Source organism: Ornithinimicrobium pulveris (assembly GCF_050261105.1).
GTDB lineage: Bacteria > Actinomycetota > Actinomycetes > Actinomycetales > Dermatophilaceae > Ornithinicoccus.
Map to the genome: position 1 here is coordinate 196,872 of NZ_CP189837.1, position 18,267 is coordinate 215,138.

An 18,267-nucleotide genomic window follows, 5' to 3' on the forward strand; every position below is an offset into this window, starting at 1 on the left:
GCTGCTCAGGAGTTCAAACGTGCACAACGAGCAGGTGAGGTGCAAACCCCCAGGTGGGAAGCGGCATACGGGACGTTGTGCACGTTTGAAATCCCGAGTTGAGCTGGAACCTGAGGCCGGAGGTGCGCGTGAGTCCCGTGTGACTCGCGCGGGGCGCGGGCAGGTGAGTAACCCTGGCCCAGCCGCCCTCTCCTGGCCAGCCCGGCGCCGACCCCCCCTTCGGTGCGCCGCCTGGCTGCTCCTGCCAGGGCTCAGGAATTCAAACGTGCACAACGAACAGGTGAGGTGCAAAACCCTAGGTGAGCGGCGGCATACGGGACGTTGTGCACGTTTGAAATCCCAAACCGCGGCGGAAACTGGGGCCCGAGGTGCGCGTGAGTCCCGTGTGACTCGCCCGCGGCGCGGGTACGTGAGTAACCCAGGCTCAGCCGCCCTCTGCGGATTACGCGAGTCGAGCCAGTTGGGAGGGCGGGTGCGTGGGCATCTGGCCCGAGGTGACCCGGAGCCGCCAGGACCGGAGAGCCCAGCGGACGTACTCCGGCTGCAGCATCACGTCCTCCCAGGTGAAGCGCAGGACGGCCCAGCCGAAAACCACGAACTGGGTGTAGCGGCGAACGTCCTTGCGGAAACCCTTGCGCGTCGCGTGGTGCTCGAAACTCTCCGCCTCGATCACCAACCGCAGCTCCTCGTTGAGCAGATCCACCATCGCCCAGACACCATTCTCGGTGAGGTGGACCTGCGGGCGGACGTCGAGCCCGGCCTCGATCGCCAGCGCGCGGAGCACCGATTCGAACGGGCCGGCCGCGAGCTCGTTGGCGTGCCGGGCGACCAGGCGCGCGGCCCGGCATCCTGGACCGCGCAGCTGGGCCGCGGCCCTGGTGAGCTGCTCGTGACTGATGAGTTTTTCGCGCAGGGCCGAGTCCGCGACGGCCAAGGCCTCGGTGAACGGCAGGTCGCGGGCGCAGTCGAGCACGGTGCGCAGGGGAGTGGTGATGCCGTTCTTGACGTCGCTCTGGGGGAGGTCGCGCCAGGTCACGCTGACACGCTTCTGGTCGGATTTGAGGAGTTTGCGGTTGCGGCGGACAGTGACTTCAGGCTTCTCCGGGGTGGTCGCGACGGGGAGGCCGAGCGCGATCGCGGCGCTGCGGTGGGAGAGCGTCGCGGTGAGTTCGTGCGCGATGGCGGGGGCTTCCTTGAGTTCGGCCAGGTGGTAGCGGCCGCGCCGGGGGACGGTGATGGTCTTGCTCAGGCGCGCCGCCTTGAGGTCCTTCTTGGTGACGCGCAGGGCACGGAGTTGGCGCAGGGTCGCCGAGCCTCCGCAGCAGCGCAGGGCTTCGACCGGGTCCATGGGTTCACTGTGCGCGATGTGGGCCGGTGGCCGCAGAAGTTATCCACAGTGATGCTGGCAGGGCCGATAGCCTCAGGTTGGGGTGGGCGCTCAAACGTGCAGAACGGAGAGGGGAGAGGAGGAAGTGCAGGTGGGAGGCGGCATACGGGACGGTGTGCATGTTTGAAAGTCGCGGGGAGCCCACGGTCCAGCGCCACCCGGGGCGGCGCGGCCGGACCCGTCGAAAGCGCTTCAGCCCGGGAAAGGACTGGTGAACGTCTCGTGCATGGAGATGGAATCGGGCCGCCCCGAGAGCGCGAGGGGAGTATGTTGGCTGACGTCTCGCACTAGCCTCCTGAGGAGATTCTTGCAATGAAGCGCACCTTGGGCGTCGCCATGGCCGCGGCGCTGACCACCTCCGTGGTCGGCACGGCAGCCATCGCCGCCCCCAACGAGAACGCCAACCCCCGCGCCCACCAGGCGGTAAACAACCAGGGTCCCAAAGCGGACAACCCCAACAAGGGACCGGGGAACAACAGCGGTAAGGGCAATGCCAATCCTGGTCAGGGCAGGCAGAACCCTCCAGGCCACCTGGTCGACGTCCAGGTGCTGCAGTTCTCCGACTTCCACGGTCACCTCACGCCGACTGGGGGCTACGGCGGGGCCGCCTATCTGGCCGGCCTGATCGACCAGCTCACCGCCGAATTCGCCGCGGGAGACACCCGCAAGCCCACCACCCACGTGGTCGCTTCGGGCGACAGCATCGGTGGCTCCACCTTCGCCTCGGGACTGTTCCAGGACGAGCCCGCGATCGAGGTGCTCAACGCGATGGGTCTGCAGGCTCAGGCGGTCGGCAACCACGAGTTCGACGAGGGCGTAGATGAGTTGATGCGCATGATCGAGGGCGGCGACCACCCGACCCTCGGCCAGTTCGGCGACTCCCCGTATGCCGGGACGGACTTCCCCTACCTCGCCGCCAACGTGGTGGCTAAGGGGACCAACGACCCGATCCTCCCGCCCTATGTTGTGCTCGACGCCGGTCAGGGTGTCAAGGTCGGCTACATCGGTGTGGTCACCGACACCACCCCCGCCCTGGTTTCTCCCGGTGGCATCGCGGGCCTTGAGTTCCTAGACGAGGCGACGACGATCAACCGTTACGCCGACGAGCTGAAGGCTCAGGGTGTGGAGGCGATCGTCGCGCTCGTGCATGAGGGTGGCGACGACGGCGGGGCCTACCCCGAGTCGATCACCCATGATGACGTCAACTCCGGTTGTGACACTCTCACGGGCGAGATCCTCAACATCAACGAGAACACCACCTCGGCAGTCGACGCGCTGCTGACTGGTCACACGCACGGGGCCTTCGCGTGCTTGCTGCCCGACCCGGACGGCCAGTTGCGGGCCGTGAACGGTCCCGGTGACTGGGGACGCGTGCTCTCCGAGACCACCTTCAAGGTGAACCGAAAGAGCGGCGAAGTGCTCCGCGACACCATGTCCGTGGAGAACCACGTCGTGCACGCGGACGGCAGCATCGCCCCGAACGCCGAAGTGCAGGAGATCGTCGACCACTGGATCGCCAAGGCCGATGTCGTCGGCCAGCAGGTCATCGGCTCGGCAGCCGAGCCGATCCTCGGTCACTCCAGCGGCAACCGTGGCATCGAGACCGCGATGACGAATTTCGTTGCCGACAGCATCCTGTGGTCTGCCCAGGACGCGGGTGCGCAGATCGCCTTCATGAACGTCGGCGGGGTGAGGGCGTCGCTCGAGCAAGGTGATATCACCTACGCACAGGCATACGGGGTGGCGCCTTTCGGCAACATGATCAACACCATCACGCTGACTGGCTCCCAGATCGAGGCTGTCCTCAACCAGCAGTACCAGCCGATCCCCGAGCGGGGCAGCCGACCGATGCTGGCGCTGGGCGTCTCGGAGGGCTTCTCCTACACCTGGGACTCGGCGGCGATGGAGGTCGTCTCGGGTTCGATGACCCTCAATGGTGAGCCGATCGACCCGAACGGGACCTACCGTGTGGCGGTCTATAACTTCCTCGCGCAGGGTGGCGACAGCTTCACCGTCTTCACCGAGGGCACCGACCTGGTGGGTGGCAGTGAGGACCTGGCTGCGCTGGTTGCCTACATCCGTGAGTTCTCTCCGGTCCGGGCTCCTGGCGACCGCGTCGAGGGTCTGTGATCTGACCCGGGATCGGCGCAGGCCGACCTGACGAAGCGAGCGGGGCCGTCACCTTCGGGTGGCGGCCCCGCCCGTATGTCGTGGGGCTGGTGGGGCGGGAGGTGCTCAGCCGGCCAGGAGCTTGGGAATTCAAACGTGCACAACGGGACGGAGCCGTGCCGTGACCTGCGGTTTCGTCCCGGAGGCCACCGTTGTGCACGTTTGAAAGCGCGAAGCTGGAGGGCCAGACACGGTGATGGGGGCGATGCAGGTGGGCGCGGGGTGCAGACCTGGGGGTGGGCGCGGGTGCAAACCTGGGGGTGGGCGCGGGTGCAGACCTGGGAGTGAGCACGGGCGCAGACCTGGGGCTAGGGAGGGGGCGAGCGGGCAGCAGTGACTGGTGTGACTGGTGTGACAACCCTGCGGCCGAGTTCATCTCGAGTTCGTCAAATTTGTCCCAAGAATCAGCATCTGGGGTGGTCAGGGGGTCATCTGCGGACATAGAGTCGGGTCTCACGAGCGCCGTCCCAGCGAGGGGGCTGCGCCGCGATTGGCTCTTGTTTCTACGAGGACGAAGGACGTATGAGGATCACCGGGGGACAGCACCGCGCGCAGACGGTGAGCAGGGACCGGAGGGCCGTGGCTGCAGCCGCGCTCAGCGCTGCTCTCAGCGCCGCGCTGCTGGTGGGCGGATCACCTGCGATGGCCAACCCTGGGGAGGGTGGCGAGCAGGGCGGGGGCGACCAGGGCCAGTGGACCGACACTGGCACCACCAACGGCACCACCAACGGCACCAACAGCGGCTCTGACCAGGGCACCACCGGCACCGACCAGGGCTGGACAGACCCCGCGACCGACCCGGCCGACACCTCCGGCGACGGCACCGGGCAGGGGGGAAACGACATACAGGACGGGCCCATGACCGGGCCCACCCCCAACACCGGCATCGCGACCAACGGCGGCGGCTACGGCTCGGCCGGTTTCACCCCGGTCTGGGCGGACCCGGCGATCGTGCCCGAGCCCCCTGTCAACGAGAACCTTCCTGCCGAGATCGACGAGCGCGCCCCGTTCGCCCAGCAGATCTCCTGCGACCCGGTCGACCGCCCCGGCGTGACCGCCTTCGCGCTGCTCGTGGCCGACCATTACAACCGGCCCACCTTCTACGGCTCGCGCCCGTGCATCGACTACGCGAGCTTCCACCACGACGGCCGCGCGCTCGACTGGCCGCTGATGGCGTGGGACACCAACGACCGGATGATCGGCGACGCCGTGGTCGCCTGGCTGACCGCCGACGAGGGTGAGGCGGCCAAGCGGTTCGGGATCGAATACCTGATCTGGAACGGCCTGATCTGGTATGCCGACGGCCGCGGTTTCCAGTACTACTCCGGCGACCCGCACGCCGACCACATCCACTTCTCCTTCACCTGGGACGGCGCGCAGATGCGCACGTCGTGGTGGACCGGGGTCGCGGTCGGTGAGCCGGACCTCGGCCCGTGCGATGTCACCCCGTGGGCGTACGCCGCGGTGCACCAGTTCCCGCGCCTCGTCGCCTGCGACGCGAGCCTGCTCGCGCAGAGCCCCAACTCCGAGCTCGGCCGGGTGCGCCCCGGCGAGTCCGGCCCGGGTGTGGCGATGCTGCAGGGGCTGATGGGGATGGAGCAGACCGGTGTGCTGGACGACCAGACCCGCGCCGCGCTGATCGAGTGGCAGCTGGACCACCACGTGCCCGGGACCGGGGTCGCCGACGCCTTCACGTATGCCGCAGCCCAGGGTTGGGATCTCGGCGTGATCCCGGAGAGCGCGCTGGCTGTGTTGGGGGAGGAGTGGCAGCGCACCGAGTTCACCGCGCTGAAGCGGACGACGCTCACCGAGGGCGACGTCAAGGAGTCGGTGAAGGTGCTGCAGCGGGCGCTGGACGTCGAGGACGACGGTGACTTCGGGCCGAAGACGGCCGAGGCGCTGCGCGAGTTCGAGGAGGGCGTGCCCGAGCTGGCGCTGCAGGCTGCGCGACGCGGTGACGGGCCGGCCACGGTCACGCCGCTGACCTGGATCTATCTCGAGCGCGCCGCCCACCCGACGATCCCGGTGCGCGAGACCGAGCTGGCGATCGGGGACCTGGACGAGGCTGCTGATGTGGACGGCTCGCGGGCTGCGGCGGCGCCGGTGTCGGCGGACGGCGAGCCGTTCCGGTATGCCGGGGGTGCAGTCACCCTGCTCCAGCGGCTGCTCGGGGTGGAGGCTGACGGTGACTTCGGGCCGATGACGCAGCAGGCCGTGATGGCGGTGCAGTCGGCCGCCGAGCTCGAGCCCAATGGCGTCGTCGACGGTCCGACCTGGGTCGCGATCGAGGCGGAGGCGATCGAGGAGGGGCGGGTCGACGGGCTGGTGCTCGCGGCGGCCAGTGACGAGGGCGATGACGAGGATGACGGCGCCGGCGAGGGGGCCGGCGAGGACGCTGAGCCGGGTGACGAGGACTGGGTTCCCGTCGACTTGCGCAACTGACGCACCCCAGCCGAGGATGGGTGGCGCGGATGTGCCTGCCTGGGCACACGGCATACCGGGACAAGTAGTCTGATTCCATGGCCCGCCCCCACATCGCGGCCCAGCTCGAGGACACCGTGCGTCGCCGGATCGGCGGGCGGCTGCGTCGTCGGGGCTGGCACGAGCGACTGCTCGGTTATACCGGCTACGGGACGACCGACCGGGCGCGGGTTTTTGCCCGCGTGACGCTATCGCGGGTGGAGCCTGAGGAACGCCGCACCGCGCTCACCCACGCGCAGGAATCGCTGCTCGACATCGCCCAACGGGGCTTCCAGTTCTTCCTGACCGCGCCGGCGGTGGGCGTGCCGGTGCTCGTGCGCTTTGGCGACGCGGTGGCCGAGGCGACCACGGACCGTGGCGGCTATATCGACCTGGAGGTCAAGGGGCACGGGGTGGAGCCGGGGTGGGCCGAGGCGACACTCGAGCTGCCCAATGGTGACTCGCTGACCACCTCGGTGCTCGTCGTCGACCCGGAGGTGCGGATCGGGCTGGTCAGCGACATCGACGACACCGTCATGGTGACCCACCTGCCCCGTATCCTCATCGCCGGCTGGAACACCTTCGTGCGCTCGGAGATCGTGCGCGAGCCGGTGTCGGGGATGGCCTCGATGTATCGCTCGCTGCTCGCGCGGGAGCCGCGGACGCCGGTCTTCTATCTGTCGACCGGCGCGTGGAATGTGGCGCCGGCGATCACGCGCTTCCTGCGGCGGCACGACTATCCGGTCGGGCCGCTGCTGCTGACCGACTGGGGGCCGACGAACACCGGGTGGTTCCGCTCCGGGCAGGAGCACAAGGAGCAGGAGCTGCGGCGGCTGCGGGAGATGTTTCCGCAGATCAGGTGGGTGCTGGTCGGGGATGACGGCCAGCACGACCCGGTGATCTACAGCGAGTTCGCGGTCGAGCATCCGGAGGCGGTCGAGGCGATCGCGATCCGTGAGCTGACGCCGGCCGAGCAGGTGCTCTCCAGTGGTCTGCCGCTGTCGACCGATGAGTTGTTGGGCAAGAAGGTGCGGGCGCCGATGTTCAAGGCGGCGAATGGGTATGGGCTGCACCAGTTGATGTTCCGCGAGGAGGGATCCGATGCCTGAGCTGCCCGAGGTGCAGGCGCTCGTCGATTTCCTCGGCTCGCGGATGGTGACGCAGGTGGTGACCGACGTCGAGCTCGGCTCGATCGCGGTGCTCAAGACCTTCGACCCGCCGCCGGACGCGCTCGTCGGCGCTCCGGTGGACGAGGTGAGCCGGCACGGGAAGTTTGTCGACGTGGACGTCGACGGCATCCATCTGGTCTTTCACCTGGCGAGGGCGGGCTGGCTGCGGTGGTACGACGAGGTGCCCGACACCCGCGTGCGCCCCGGCAAGTCGCCGATCGCGCTGCGGTTGCGGCTGGACGACGGGGCCGGCTTCGACCTCACCGAGGCCGGGACGAAGAAGGGCCTGGCTGCGTATGTCGTGAGGTCGCCCGAGGAGGTCCCCGGCGTCGCTGCCTTGGGTCCGGATCCGCTGGCTGAGGAGTTTGGGGAGGCGGAGTTTGCGGCGCTGCTCGCGGGGCGGCGGACGCAGATCAAGGGATTGTTGCGGGACCAGACGGTGCTCGCGGGCGTCGGGAATGCGTACTCGGATGAGGTGCTGCACGCGGCGAAGTTGTCGCCGTTCGCGCTCGCGTCCTCGCTGACCGAGGAGCAGGTGGGCGAGCTGTATTCGGCTCTGCGGACGACGTTGACCGCGGCGGTGCTGGCGGCCGAGGGCAAGCCTGCGGCCGAGTTGAAGGACGCCAAGCGGGCCGGGATGAATGTGCATGGGCGGACGGGTGAGCAGTGCCCGGTCTGTGGCGACGTCGTGCACGAGGTGTCCTTCGCCGACTCCTCCCTCCAGTACTGCCCAACCTGCCAGACCGGCGGCAAGCCCCTCGCCGACCGCCGCACCTCCCGCTTCCTGAAGTAGCCCAGCCCGCCCCTCCTTCTTCGACCGGACGTCGGCTGTGTCGCCGAAATTGCCCACCGGACGTCGGCTGTGTCGCGCAGAACGGCCACTGAACGCGCGGCTGAGTCATCCGCGAGGGTGTGTCGGCGCCGTGTGTGAGACTGGCCGCCGTGAGGGGTGATCGGTTGATCTTGGCCTATCTAAGAATGAGGTGAGACTTCGAGATAATCGCATCGACGCCGTAGGCTGAGCCGCGATGTCCACTCCTGCGCTTCACCGTCTCGCCCGCGTCCGTCCCGGCTCTCGCGTGGTGGTCCGCCACCTCATCGAGGGCGGTGAGCGTGCCACCGATGTGCTGGGCGAGTTGGTCAAGCTCGGCGAAGTTGAGGTCGTTGTTGAGCGTCGCGGGGAGCGCATCGCGATCCCGGTCGCCGACGTCGTGATCGCCAAGGAGGTCCCGCCCGCGCCGGACCGGTGGCGGGTCGCCGCCTTCCTGCGCCGCGCCGGGGTCGCGGTGCTGGACCTCGACGGCGTGATCCGCACCTTCGATGAGTCGGGAGCGGTGGCGGCGATGGAGACGCGGCTCGGGTTCCGCCAGGGCGGTTTCATGGGGCTCGCCTTCGGTCTGCCCGAGGCCTCCGCCATGGTGGTTGGCAAGGCCCGGTATGCCGAGTGGGCAGCGGCCGTGCGTGCTCGCCTGATCTCCGACGGGCATCCGGAAGAGGCCGCCGAAGCCGCGATCGCGACCTGGACCTCGGATCACGGCAGCCCGATCGCGCCCACGGTCGAGTTGGTTGATGGGCTGCTCGCCGCGGGCACCCCGACCTTCGTCTTCACCAACGGGACCGATCGCGTACCGACTGAGCTGGAGCGGATCGGCCTGGGTCATCTTCTTCCGCACCTGCTCAATGCCGCCGATCTGGGCTTCGCCAAGCCCGCCCCCGAGTCGTATGCCGTCGCGCACGCTGAGATCGAACGCCGCCTCGGGCGTCGGGTCGGCGTGGGCGAGGTGCACTTCACCGACGACCGACCGAGCAATGTCGACGCAGCACGCGAGTTCGGCTGGCAGGCTCGAGTCTTCACTCTCCCCTGACCGCGAGCGGGTCGCCGACCGCGACAGATGGTGTCCCCGGTCGCGACAAATGGTGTCGCCGGTGGCGACAGATGGTGTCGCCGGTCGGGCGGGAGGGGTCTGTCGGAGGTGTGTGTCAGTCTGCGAAGCGTTCTCGGGAGGCAACCCAACGCCTGGGTTGGGGGAGGTCTGCTCCCGTGCCGAGACACGACATACAGGGACGAGAGCCCACGGAGGAACTGCATGCGACGTCGAACGACCGCCGTGCTGACCGCGGTAGCCACCGCTGCCGCGCTCGCCGCCTGCACGCCCGACGGCGAGCCTGGCGAAGAGTCCAGCCAGCAGACCGAGGTCGCACCAGCGCCCGAGACCGACGCCTCGGACGCCGACGCCCCCGAGACTGCCGCCACGGACGACGAGGCGGCCACGGGCTCAGGGGAGGTCGAGCAGACCACCGAGCCCGAGATCGAGCTCAACACCTTCCAGCCCATCGAGACGGGAGTCGAGCGGGTCTGGCCGGAGGAGATCGGTTCGCTGTCGGACGGTGACAACGAGTTCACCCTGTTCGGCGTGCACCGGCTGGACGAGGAGCGGGTGGTGGTGACCGGGAAGGTGGCTGCCACGGCGTCGACGACAATCGCGGCGAGCTGGTTCGAGCCAGGCTTCTTCCGGCCACGCGGCGGCTACGAGTTCTCGCGCGTGGCGCTGGTGGGAGCCGACGAGGTGCGGCACCTGCCGGTCCGCGACGCCGACGACCGCTGCCTGTGCAGCCTGTCGACGGACGCCTACCCAGAGCTCGAAGGCACGGGCGAGGCGCCCGCCTGGGTAGTGATCGCGCTGCCCCAGGACCAGCCGACGGTCGACGTGGAGCTGCCGGATCTCGGGACCTTCGAGGACGTCCCTGTCACCGAGCTGCCCGACTCCAATGACGTGCCTTTCGGCTGGACCGAGGTGCTCACGATCGACCAGGTCACTCGCGAGGACGGCGTGGTGAGCGCGCTGACGACGATCGCGAACCCGGGGGATTTCCAGCCGACGTTCATGCTGTCCCAGCACCGCTTCTCCTTCCCCGACCTCGAGGGGCAGCACTGCTTCCAGGGCCTGGCGGCCTATGGGGGGCCCACGCCGACCGGCCGGATGGTGCAGGACGAGGACTGCCATCGTGGGGCGCTGCCGCCGGCCGAGGAGCAAATCACCCTGGATGTGCTGGTCGCCGACCCGGGCGGACCGCGGCTGGTGCTGCTGCCGGACGCGGGGCTGCCGGTGGTGATGGAGGCCACGGGTGAGGCGGCCGAGGGCCCGACCGAGAGCCTGCGCACCTATGCCGCTCGCAGCGAGCAGGCGGGTGCGACGGTTGAGGAGGGGGAGGAGTTGATGGTGTCGCTGGACACCGAGGTGCTCTTCGCGTTCGATGAGGCGACGCTGACGGCGGAGGCCGGCGAGACGATCGCGGCGGCGGTCGCGGCGTTGGATGGTCAGCCGAAGCGCTCCATCGTGGTCGCCGGTCACACCGATGGCCAGGGGAGCGCGGAGCGGAACGAGGTGCTCTCCCAGGAGCGGGCCGAGGCGGTCGCGGCGGCGCTCGAAGCTGAGCTCGGGGACGGCTGGGACATCGCCGTCGAGTGGCACGGTCCCTCCCAGCCGCTGGTCGAGGAGGCCGGGACGCCTGAGCAGGTTGAAGCCGCCCAGGCCCGCAACCGTCGGGTCGAGGTGCTCGTCCCCTAGGGGCTGGGCGGCCCGGACGCAGGCGGGTCAGAGAACCTGGGGCTCCTGCCCGTTGTCGGTGACGACCGGCTTGTCGGCCTCGGCCCACCCGCGCATGCCGCGGTCGACATTGCAGACGTCGAAACCTTGCTGCACCAGCCACTGCACGGCGCGCCCGGAACGGCCGCCGCTGCGGCAGATCACCGGTAGCGATGCGTCGGTGGGCGGGAGCTCGTCCAGGCGGGCAGGGATGTCGCCGAGGGGGATGTGGATCGCGTTGGGCGCGTGGCCGGCGGCCCACTCGTCGGGCTCGCGGACGTCGAGGATCAGGGCGTCGTCGGGCAGGTCGGTCACTGCGACGGTGGGGATGTCACTCATGGTTCCCATCCTGCCATCGAGTCCTGTATGTCGTTTTCTACGTCCATTTGTATACGTCACCAGAAAGGGGCATCGGGTGGGCGTGACGCGCGTTTGGTGGGTGTCCTGGGCGACGTCGCGCGCGTTCGGTGGGTGTTTTCGAAGACATGGCGCGCGTTCGGTCGGGAAAGGGGGGTCGGGCATCGGTGTCGATGTCCTCGTCTGCGCGCCTCTGCCGATTCTGCTAGAGAAGCGCATACTCTCCCAGCGTGGACCCGATCAGGAACCCTTATGCCCCCGGCGCGGGCCAGCGCCCACCCGAGCTCGCCGGCCGTGACGAGCAGCTCGACCGCTTCCAGGTCGTCCTTGAGCGCATTCAGCGCGGCCGCCCCGAGCGCTCGATGGTGCTCACCGGCCTGCGTGGCGTGGGCAAGACGGTGCTGCTCAATGCCCTGCGCGGCACCGCGGTCCGGGCGCGCTGGGGGACCGGGAAGTACGAGGCCCGCCCCGAGCAGGGCATGCGCCGCCCGATGGCCGCAGCCCTCCACGTCGCCGTCCGAGAGCTCGGCCACCCGCAGGGCCAGGAGGTCGATCACGTCCTCGGTGTGATCAAGGCCTTCGCCCAGAAGGACCAGCCCGGCGCAAAGCTGCGCGACCGCTGGAATCCTGGCATCGACGCCCCCGCCGTCACCGGCCGCGCCGACTCTGGCGACATCGAGATCGACCTGGTCGAGCTGTTCACCGACGTCGGCGGGCTCGCGGCAGACGTCGGCAAGGGCGTGGCGATCTTCATCGACGAGATGCAGGACCTCCAGCCCGATGACGTCTCCGCCCTCTGCGCCGCCTGCCACGAGCTCTCCCAGTCCGGCCTGCCGCTCATCGTCGTCGGCGCCGGCCTGCCGCACCTGCCCGCAGTGCTCTCGGCGTCCAAGTCCTACTCCGAGCGCCTCTTCCGCTTCAACCGCATCGACCGCCTCTCCCGCGAGGAGGCCGAGCGTGCCCTCCAGTCGCCGGCCGAGGATGAGGACGCGATCTGGGCTCCCGAGGCCCTCGAGCAGATGTATGCCGCAACAGGTGGCTACCCCTACTTCATCCAGGCCTACGGCAAGGAGGTCTGGGACCTTGCCCCGCAGTCCCCGATCAGCGCCGAGGACGTCCGCGTCGCTGCCCCGGAGGCCGAGGCCGAGCTGGCTGTCGGCTTCTTCGGCTCCCGCTACGAGCGGGCCACGCCGGGGGAGCGGGAGTACCTCCGGGCGATGGCCGAGGTCGCTGCCGCCAAGGCCGACGAAGGCGAAGAACTCGACGAGGTGGGCTCCGTCGCAACAGCCGACCTCGCGGCATACCTGGACAGGAAGCCGCAGTCCCTCTCCCCGGCGCGCGACGCGCTGCTGAAGAAGGGGCTGATCTACTCCGGCGAGCGGGGGCGGATCGCGTTCACGGTGCCGCACTTCGGGAGGTATCTGCGCTCCCAGGCGTGACGGGCCGACGCAGTCCCGCAGTGTCCGCACGGACGGGCAACTCCAACTCGACTCCGCCGGTCGCCCGGCGGAAGCGTTGGGCCGCCTCAAGAAGGGTGGGCCGGCGTTGCCTCTGCACATAGGTCGTGAGCACTGAGCGCACCTCAGCCTCCTCAGGTGTCCGTCAATGACAGCACGTGGCCCTTGTGGCCGCTGGGAGCGGCCATCGTTAATCATTCTTAACGTAGGGTCAAGTCATGGCCATCGACCACCCCGACGCAGTACACGCGCTCGACACCGATCAGCTTCTCTCGCACTATGACTCGGCTCAGGCGTGGCCGGGTGTCGCGGGTGACGCCGGCTATGCCGACGTGGAGGCGGGCTATTGGGCGGCGCTCGAGGTGCGGCGACTGCGTGAGGCGCGGGGTGAGCGGGTCCTCGGCTACAAGGTCGGCTTTACCAACCGCACCATCTGGCCCGGGGCGTCGGGCTGGAGGCCAATGGCGCTGTGCCGCAGACGATGTTGGGCACTTACCCGGGGATCATGTGGATGGGTTTTGTGCTCGTCGGGCTGGCGCTCTCAAGGCTCGATCTCAGCTCGCGCGGCACGCTGCTGAAGATGCTCGCCACCGGCGCGGTGGTCGCCACCCTGGCCACGCTGCTCGCCTGGGGGACAGGCGGGGTGGGCCACGGCTCGGTCGGATCTGGGGCGGGTTCGGCCGGCTCTGGTTCGGGTGGCTCGGTAGTCGTTGAGGAGGGCTCCTTCGAGGGCATGCCGGCGATCTCGGACACCGAGACCTGGCCGGATGGCACGGTGATCGACTGGACCACCCAGACCGCCACCCGCCCCGACGGCACCGTCCTCGAGGGCAAGGAGTTCGAGAGCTACCTCAACACCGAGAGCGGCACCATCAGCGGCGCCGGCCCGCGCTTCGACACCGAGACCCCGCTGCCGGACCCGGGGGCGCTGTTCGGGCTCACCCCGCACAGCTCGACGCCGATGGAGTTCCTCGCCTTCGGTGGGACCGCGGTCGCGATCGTGGCGCTGTGCCTGCTGCTCCCGCTGTGGCGCCGCCGCCTCGCCCTGCCGCTCGCCGCGGTCGGCGCGATGTCGCTCACCGCCTACTCCGCGCACGTCGTGATGGTCTACCTGTGGCCGGACTTCTTCATGAACCACGAGAACAACGTCCCGTATGCCGTGATGGTGGGTTCGTTGATCGTGTTTGCCCTGGTCTGGCGCTTCACTCTGGGGCGCGGGCCGCTCGAGGCGCTGCTGCGCAGTGTGTCGGTCCGGGCGGCCCGGGTGGAGTAGGGCTGCGGGTGGGGTGTCTCAGATGATCGGCGGGGTACGGACGTCGGTGTGCCCGAAATCGTCACCCTTGAAGAGCAGGGGCTCGTCGCGGGACGTTGCCAACGCGTAGGTGAAACAGTCGCCCAGGTTCAGGGCTGCCGGGTGCCCGGACCCTCGGCCGAAGTCGCGGTAGGCGCGACGGGCTCGGTGCGCCTGCTCCACGGTGAGGTCGGTGATCGTGATGCTCAGGTGCTCAAGGAGTCGGTCGACCTGGCGGGACAGGACTGGATCCCCTCGGCCGTCGATCACCGCGCACAGCTCAACGTAGGACGCGGCGGACAGGTAGGTCCTGTCCGCGGCCGCGATGGCGGCGAGAAAGCTCGCGCGCTCGGGCTCGTCGAAGATGATCGCCACCAGGGCCGAGGAGTCGACGATCACCGCGGCAGGCCCCGCTCGTCGTAGAGATCCAGCAGCTCGTCCTGGGCCACCACGATGTCGACCGTGGTCAGCCGGGAGTCGATCGTGTGCAGGATGTCGCTGACGCGGTCCGTCGTCGTCGGCTGGGCCGGGAGATCGCGCAGGTAGCGCTCCAGGGCCTCCTCCAGCACGGACGTCTGGGGCCTGCCAGCCCGTTCTGCGGCCTGACGGATCAGGCCGCACACCTTGTCGTTCTTGATGTTGATGGCCATAAGGTAGATGGTACCAGTATGGCGGGTGCCGTGGTACCTAGCCGTGCAGGGTTCGGGGAGACGCGCCGGTAGCGCTCGCAGAAGGAGTGGATGGGGTCAAGGGTGCGGCGGCTCAGGCAGCGAGGAGGGGGCAGGTGGGCGTAGCGTCCCGCAGGTGACCTCGATCCCCACTGGGCTGCGCACCCTGGCCATCGTGCAGGCAGGAGGTCAGGGCAGCCGGATGGACGTCCTGACCCGCGAGCGCGCCAAGCCCGCGCTGCCCTTCGCCGGAGTCCACGCGTTGATCGACTTTCCGCTCTCCGCCTTGGCCGGCTCAGGGATCGCGGATGTCTGGGTGGCGGTGCAGTACCAGTCGAGCTCGCTGGACGAGTACCTCTCCGGCGGTCGGCCCTGGGACCTGGACCGCAGCCGGGGTGGCTTCCGCCGGATCACGCCGGAGGAAGGCTCGGGGACCGCGCACGAGGACGGCTTCAGCTTCGGCAACGCCGACGGGTTGTTCCGGATGCGGGAGGCGATCCGGATGTTCGCCCCCGACGTGCTGCTCGTGCTCTCCGCCGATCACGTCTTCAGCCTGGACCTGGAACCGGTCGTGGCTGAGCACCTGAGCAGGGGAGCGGAGTGCACGCTGGTCACCGCCGAGGTGGGCCGGCAGGAGGCGCGGCACAAGATGGTGGTGCACGGTGCCGAGGGCGGTGGCCGGGTCAGCGCCGTCGAGTACAAACCCGACTCCACCAGCGTCGGCACCGTGGCGACCGAGATCTTCCTCTACCAACCCGAGGTCCTCCTGACCGAGCTGGAGCGCCTGCGGGCGTTGCGGCATACGGGCGCGGAGGACCCGGCCGACACCGGACTGGGTGACTTCGGCGAGCACCTGGTGCCAGCGCTCGTGGACCGCGGGAAGGTGTACGCGCACCCGATCGAGGGGTACTGGAAGGACGTGGGGCGGCCGCAGGCCTACCTGCAGGCGCACTGCGACCTGCTGAGCGGCAAGATCGACGTCTTCGACCACCCGCTGCGGCCGGTGCTCGGGCCGGCGATCCCGGGCGTTCCGGGCTGGATCGGTGAGGGCGCCGTGGTCGAGGACGCGATGATCGGGCCGCGCTCGCGGGTGCGCGGGACCGTGGTGCGGTCGGTGCTGGGTGACGGCGTCGAGGTGCAGGCGGGCGCCGTCGTCGAGGACAGTGTGCTGCTCGACGGCGTGGTCGTGGAGGCGGGCGCGCAGGTGCGGACCGCCGTCCTGGATAGTGGCGCGCGGGTGCTGCGGGAGGCGCGCGTGGGAGCGAGGCCGTCGGGGACGCGCCTCAGCGATGACGCGATCGTGCTCGTCGGCAAGGACAGTCGGATCGGGCGCGGCGCGGTGGTCGAACCCGGCGCGCGCCTCGAGCCAGGCACCACCGTCTGAGCGCCCAGCCTACCCCTCCCCACCCCTCCCCTCCCCTTCTTCGACCGGACGCGCGTGATGTCGCCAATCTCGCCCACCGGACGCGCGTTGTGTCGCTGATTTCGGCCACCGGACGCGCGTGATGTCGCTGATTTCGCCCACCGGGCGCGCGTGATGTCGCTGATTTGGCCCACCGGACGCGCGTTGTGTTCAGCCGCCGCCGTGAGTCCACGCGACCTCGGCCGGCCACAGTGTCTCGGGCCCCTGCTGGCTACCGCCCCCGGGTTCATGGCCACGATGTGTTCCCCCTTCGCTGCAGGGGTCGACAGCCACAGCTGCTGTCCGGCCTCGGCCTCGATTGTGCGAGGCGAGCGGATCGACCAGGTCAGCAGCGTGCCGTCGTGCACCCGAACCGTGACCCTGCGGTCGTCCACCTGGGTGAGTTCAGCGGACACTGCCTGCTCGGTCGAGGCGGCGTTCTTGAGGGCCGAGTCTGAAGAACTGATCCACCAGCCGAACAGCACGGCGACCAGGATGAACACCGCTGAGCTGATGAGCAGGTTGTGCCACGGCTCGTCGAAGAACCAGATGAAGACAGCGCTGGTCAGGAGCGAGGCGACGACGGCCATCGCCACCACGCACCACAGCATGATGCGCCGACGGGTGCGGGCGGCGCGTTGTAGCCCGGCTGCGGCGTCCTGGGCAGTCATGGGTGCCGGCTCACCGCGGGTCTCACTCACCGTGGGGCCACTCACCGCGAGTCAGCCCGCCAGTCGCGGTCGCGACCGATGAGCGCGAGCAGGCGATCCGAGGCGGGGGCGTCGTCTGCCACCGGCTGCGGTGACCCGAACTGACCGGACGCGTGGAGCGCGGGACCCATGGCCGACATGCCCGCATGAGCACCCGCCGAGTAGTCCTCGTCGACCTCGATCTCCTGGCCCGAACCCTTGGCCAGATCCCAGGCGTGGGCAAACAGATCGAAGTTGTAGAACCGGTCGATGACCTGCGAGAACGACAGCTGCCCCATCATCCCGGTCTCCACCATCTGCTCCCCATCCGGCCCGTCGAGCCGCTCCTGGACTACCTCGGTCTGGGCGCGAAGTTGCTCGACCGGGTCGTCGTGCTGAGGGACGTCGAGCTCGACGCCCATGCCGGCGAGCATGCCCGGAAGCCAGGTGAGATGAGCGACGACGTCGCGGTTGGTCCACTCCTTGACGGGCGTCGGCGCGTCCCAGTCATCGACGCCGTCGGCAATCTCGAGGAAGCGGCTGGCCAGCGTGCGGTGGCGCTCGGCGGGGGTGAGGTCGGTGAGTTCAGACATGGTGTCTCCCTGGGGTGGTCGAGGCGTGCAGCCGGGGGGCAAGGAGCAGGTATGCCGTGTCCCTCACCCAATGTGGCACAACGGGGCGTCCCGCGGGTGGGGAATCGACGCGTCCGGTGGTGGTTCTCACCCACATCCCGCGCGTTCGGTCGGTGATAACGCTGACATCTGGCGCGTTCGGTCGGTGATTACGCTGACATCCCGCGCGTCCGGTGGGTGATTACCGCAGCATCCGACGCGCGCTGGTGATCTCACCTCCCGTCGACAACTGGGCCACCAACTCATCCGCCGCCGCGTGCAGCTCCTCGTCGGTCACCGGTTCCAGCCCGTCCAGGATGAACAGCGCCCGCGTCGTCCCGTCGTGCAGCGCTGTCCGTCGACCCTGCCGCCAGTTCCAGCGCCGACAGGTCACCCCCTCGTCGTCACACCAGACCACCTCGCCAACCTCGGGATGTTCCACCACCTCCTGCCCGCTCGCCGTCGTGTCGAAGTCCTCCTCCCCACTCGCCCGGATCAGGTGCGGCGCCCCGACATAGCCGTCCAGATCCTCGCCGCCCAGCGGGATCCGGTGCAGCACCGAGATCGCGTTGTAGACGTCGGTCAGCCGGTTCACCCGCGGCAGACCCTTCTCCGCCCGCCGCATCAGCGCCTCCAGGCTGTTGCGCGTGCGTTGCGGTTTCGCTCCGAAGCCCCGGTATGCCGCTCGCCAACTTGCCACGTGCGGCACCTCGTCGATCGGCTTGCTGAGCTCGGCCACCGACGCCTCCGCCCGTCGCAGCAGCGCCTCGCTATCGGCATCACTCTGCGCAGGCCGGATCCCCTCGACCACCACGAGCAGCGCCCGGTAGTCCGGCCGCAGCTCGAAGACCGCCGGGTCCACCCTGGCCTCGGCGAGTGAGGCTGGCAGCCCGCCCTCCGACCCCGCCCCGCTCCCCGGTTCTCGCCCCGACTCGTGCCCAGTCCCGCCACCCAGCGCGTCGTCCTGAGCTGAACGTTCCTCCGAGACCTGATCTTTCGCCATACCCCAGGAGCATGCCA

15 protein-coding genes are annotated in these 18,267 nt (G+C 69.2%); 9 read left to right on the forward strand and 6 right to left on the reverse strand.

Annotation, left to right across the window (positions count from 1 at the left end; translation table 11 throughout):
* Positions 1-442: 442 nt before the first annotated feature.
* Complete coding sequence (locus ACQBAT_RS00860) at positions 443-1,348, reverse strand: DUF559 domain-containing protein (protein ID WP_420746329.1); 906 nt, start codon at positions 1,346-1,348, stop codon at positions 443-445.
* Between the two features lie 351 nt (positions 1,349-1,699).
* Between ACQBAT_RS00860 and ACQBAT_RS00865 the strand changes: the two genes are divergently transcribed.
* The 6 genes from ACQBAT_RS00865 to ACQBAT_RS00890 all read left to right on the forward strand — a co-directional run bounded on the left by ACQBAT_RS00865 (position 1,700) and on the right by ACQBAT_RS00890 (position 10,754).
* Positions 1,700-3,517, forward strand: a complete 1,818-nt coding sequence (locus tag ACQBAT_RS00865) for a bifunctional metallophosphatase/5'-nucleotidase (protein ID WP_420746330.1) — start codon at positions 1,700-1,702, stop codon at positions 3,515-3,517.
* Between the two features lie 561 nt (positions 3,518-4,078).
* Positions 4,079-5,998 (forward strand): peptidoglycan-binding domain-containing protein, encoded by a 1,920-nt coding sequence (locus ACQBAT_RS00870; RefSeq protein WP_420746331.1) that lies wholly within the window; start codon positions 4,079-4,081, stop codon positions 5,996-5,998.
* Between the two features lie 77 nt (positions 5,999-6,075).
* Complete coding sequence (locus ACQBAT_RS00875; RefSeq protein WP_420746332.1) at positions 6,076-7,125, forward strand: App1 family protein; 1,050 nt, start codon at positions 6,076-6,078, stop codon at positions 7,123-7,125.
* Positions 7,118-7,978, forward strand: a complete 861-nt coding sequence (locus tag ACQBAT_RS00880) for an Fpg/Nei family DNA glycosylase (protein ID WP_420746333.1) — start codon at positions 7,118-7,120, stop codon at positions 7,976-7,978. Before ACQBAT_RS00875 ends, ACQBAT_RS00880 begins: the two co-directional genes overlap by 8 nt.
* 235 nt (positions 7,979-8,213) lie before the next feature.
* Positions 8,214-9,050 carry an HAD family hydrolase gene (locus ACQBAT_RS00885; RefSeq protein ID WP_420746334.1) on the forward strand — a complete coding sequence of 279 codons (837 nt, stop codon included), beginning with the start codon at positions 8,214-8,216 and terminating at the stop codon, positions 9,048-9,050.
* A 222-nt stretch (positions 9,051-9,272) separates the two neighbouring features.
* The gene (locus ACQBAT_RS00890) at positions 9,273-10,754 is read left to right on the forward strand and encodes an OmpA family protein (RefSeq protein WP_420746335.1); all 1,482 of its coding nucleotides are present in this window, start codon (positions 9,273-9,275) and stop codon (positions 10,752-10,754) included.
* A 27-nt stretch (positions 10,755-10,781) separates the two neighbouring features.
* Here ACQBAT_RS00890 and ACQBAT_RS00895 read toward each other — a convergent pair whose 3' ends face one another.
* A complete protein-coding gene (locus tag ACQBAT_RS00895; protein ID WP_420746336.1) occupies positions 10,782-11,111 on the reverse strand; it encodes a rhodanese-like domain-containing protein in 330 nt (109 codons plus the stop codon).
* Between the two features lie 248 nt (positions 11,112-11,359).
* Here ACQBAT_RS00895 and ACQBAT_RS00900 point away from each other — a divergent pair, with 248 nt between their 5' ends.
* Both ACQBAT_RS00900 and ACQBAT_RS00905 read left to right on the forward strand, forming a co-directional pair.
* Positions 11,360-12,568 carry an ATP-binding protein gene (locus ACQBAT_RS00900; protein WP_420746337.1) on the forward strand — a complete coding sequence of 403 codons (1,209 nt, stop codon included), beginning with the start codon at positions 11,360-11,362 and terminating at the stop codon, positions 12,566-12,568.
* A 499-nt stretch (positions 12,569-13,067) separates the two neighbouring features.
* The gene (locus ACQBAT_RS00905; protein WP_427197727.1) at positions 13,068-13,859 is read left to right on the forward strand and encodes a DUF418 domain-containing protein; all 792 of its coding nucleotides are present in this window, start codon (positions 13,068-13,070) and stop codon (positions 13,857-13,859) included.
* A gap of 18 nt (positions 13,860-13,877) precedes the next feature.
* Here ACQBAT_RS00905 and ACQBAT_RS00910 read toward each other — a convergent pair whose 3' ends face one another.
* Both ACQBAT_RS00910 and ACQBAT_RS00915 read right to left on the reverse strand, forming a co-directional pair.
* Entirely contained in the window at positions 13,878-14,276 is a 399-nt protein-coding gene (locus ACQBAT_RS00910; protein ID WP_420746339.1) for a type II toxin-antitoxin system VapC family toxin, read from the reverse strand.
* Positions 14,273-14,527, reverse strand: coding sequence for a type II toxin-antitoxin system VapB family antitoxin (locus tag ACQBAT_RS00915; RefSeq protein ID WP_420746340.1), 255 nt, complete (start codon positions 14,525-14,527; stop codon positions 14,273-14,275). The genes ACQBAT_RS00910 and ACQBAT_RS00915 overlap by 4 nt, the downstream gene beginning before the upstream one ends.
* A 154-nt stretch (positions 14,528-14,681) precedes the next feature.
* Here ACQBAT_RS00915 and ACQBAT_RS00920 point away from each other — a divergent pair, with 154 nt between their 5' ends.
* On the forward strand, positions 14,682-15,929 hold the full coding sequence (locus tag ACQBAT_RS00920) for a glucose-1-phosphate adenylyltransferase family protein (RefSeq protein ID WP_420746341.1): 1,248 nt from the start codon (positions 14,682-14,684) through the stop codon (positions 15,927-15,929).
* A 730-nt stretch (positions 15,930-16,659) separates the two neighbouring features.
* Here the strand turns inward: ACQBAT_RS00920 and ACQBAT_RS00925 are convergent.
* Positions 16,660-17,229: a maleylpyruvate isomerase family mycothiol-dependent enzyme gene (locus ACQBAT_RS00925; RefSeq protein WP_420746342.1), complete on the reverse strand. Its 570-nt coding sequence runs from the start codon at positions 17,227-17,229 to the stop codon at positions 16,660-16,662.
* A gap of 220 nt (positions 17,230-17,449) precedes the next feature.
* A complete protein-coding gene (locus ACQBAT_RS00930) occupies positions 17,450-18,250 on the reverse strand; it encodes a B3/4 domain-containing protein (RefSeq protein ID WP_420746343.1) in 801 nt (266 codons plus the stop codon).
* Positions 18,251-18,267 lie beyond the last annotated feature (17 nt).

Excerpts from the sequence above, each read along its gene's own strand:
- ACQBAT_RS00930 (WP_420746343.1), bottom strand. The coding sequence starts at position 18,250 with ATGGCGAAAGATCAGGTCTCGGAGGAACGTTCAGCTCAGGACGACGCG.
- ACQBAT_RS00880 (WP_420746333.1), top strand. The coding sequence starts at position 7,118 with ATGCCTGAGCTGCCCGAGGTGCAGGCGCTCGTCGATTTCCTCGGCTCG.
- ACQBAT_RS00860 (WP_420746329.1), bottom strand. The coding sequence starts at position 1,348 with ATGGACCCGGTCGAAGCCCTGCGCTGCTGCGGAGGCTCGGCGACCCTG.
- ACQBAT_RS00915 (WP_420746340.1), bottom strand. The coding sequence starts at position 14,527 with ATGGCCATCAACATCAAGAACGACAAGGTGTGCGGCCTGATCCGTCAG.
- ACQBAT_RS00895 (WP_420746336.1), bottom strand. The coding sequence starts at position 11,111 with ATGAGTGACATCCCCACCGTCGCAGTGACCGACCTGCCCGACGACGCC.
- ACQBAT_RS00885 (WP_420746334.1), top strand. The coding sequence starts at position 8,214 with ATGTCCACTCCTGCGCTTCACCGTCTCGCCCGCGTCCGTCCCGGCTCT.
- ACQBAT_RS00905 (WP_427197727.1), top strand. The coding sequence starts at position 13,068 with ATGTTGGGCACTTACCCGGGGATCATGTGGATGGGTTTTGTGCTCGTC.
- ACQBAT_RS00925 (WP_420746342.1), bottom strand. The coding sequence starts at position 17,229 with ATGTCTGAACTCACCGACCTCACCCCCGCCGAGCGCCACCGCACGCTG.
- ACQBAT_RS00870 (WP_420746331.1), top strand. The coding sequence starts at position 4,079 with ATGAGGATCACCGGGGGACAGCACCGCGCGCAGACGGTGAGCAGGGAC.
- ACQBAT_RS00875 (WP_420746332.1), top strand. The coding sequence starts at position 6,076 with ATGGCCCGCCCCCACATCGCGGCCCAGCTCGAGGACACCGTGCGTCGC.
- ACQBAT_RS00890 (WP_420746335.1), top strand. The coding sequence starts at position 9,273 with ATGCGACGTCGAACGACCGCCGTGCTGACCGCGGTAGCCACCGCTGCC.
- ACQBAT_RS00865 (WP_420746330.1), top strand. The coding sequence starts at position 1,700 with ATGAAGCGCACCTTGGGCGTCGCCATGGCCGCGGCGCTGACCACCTCC.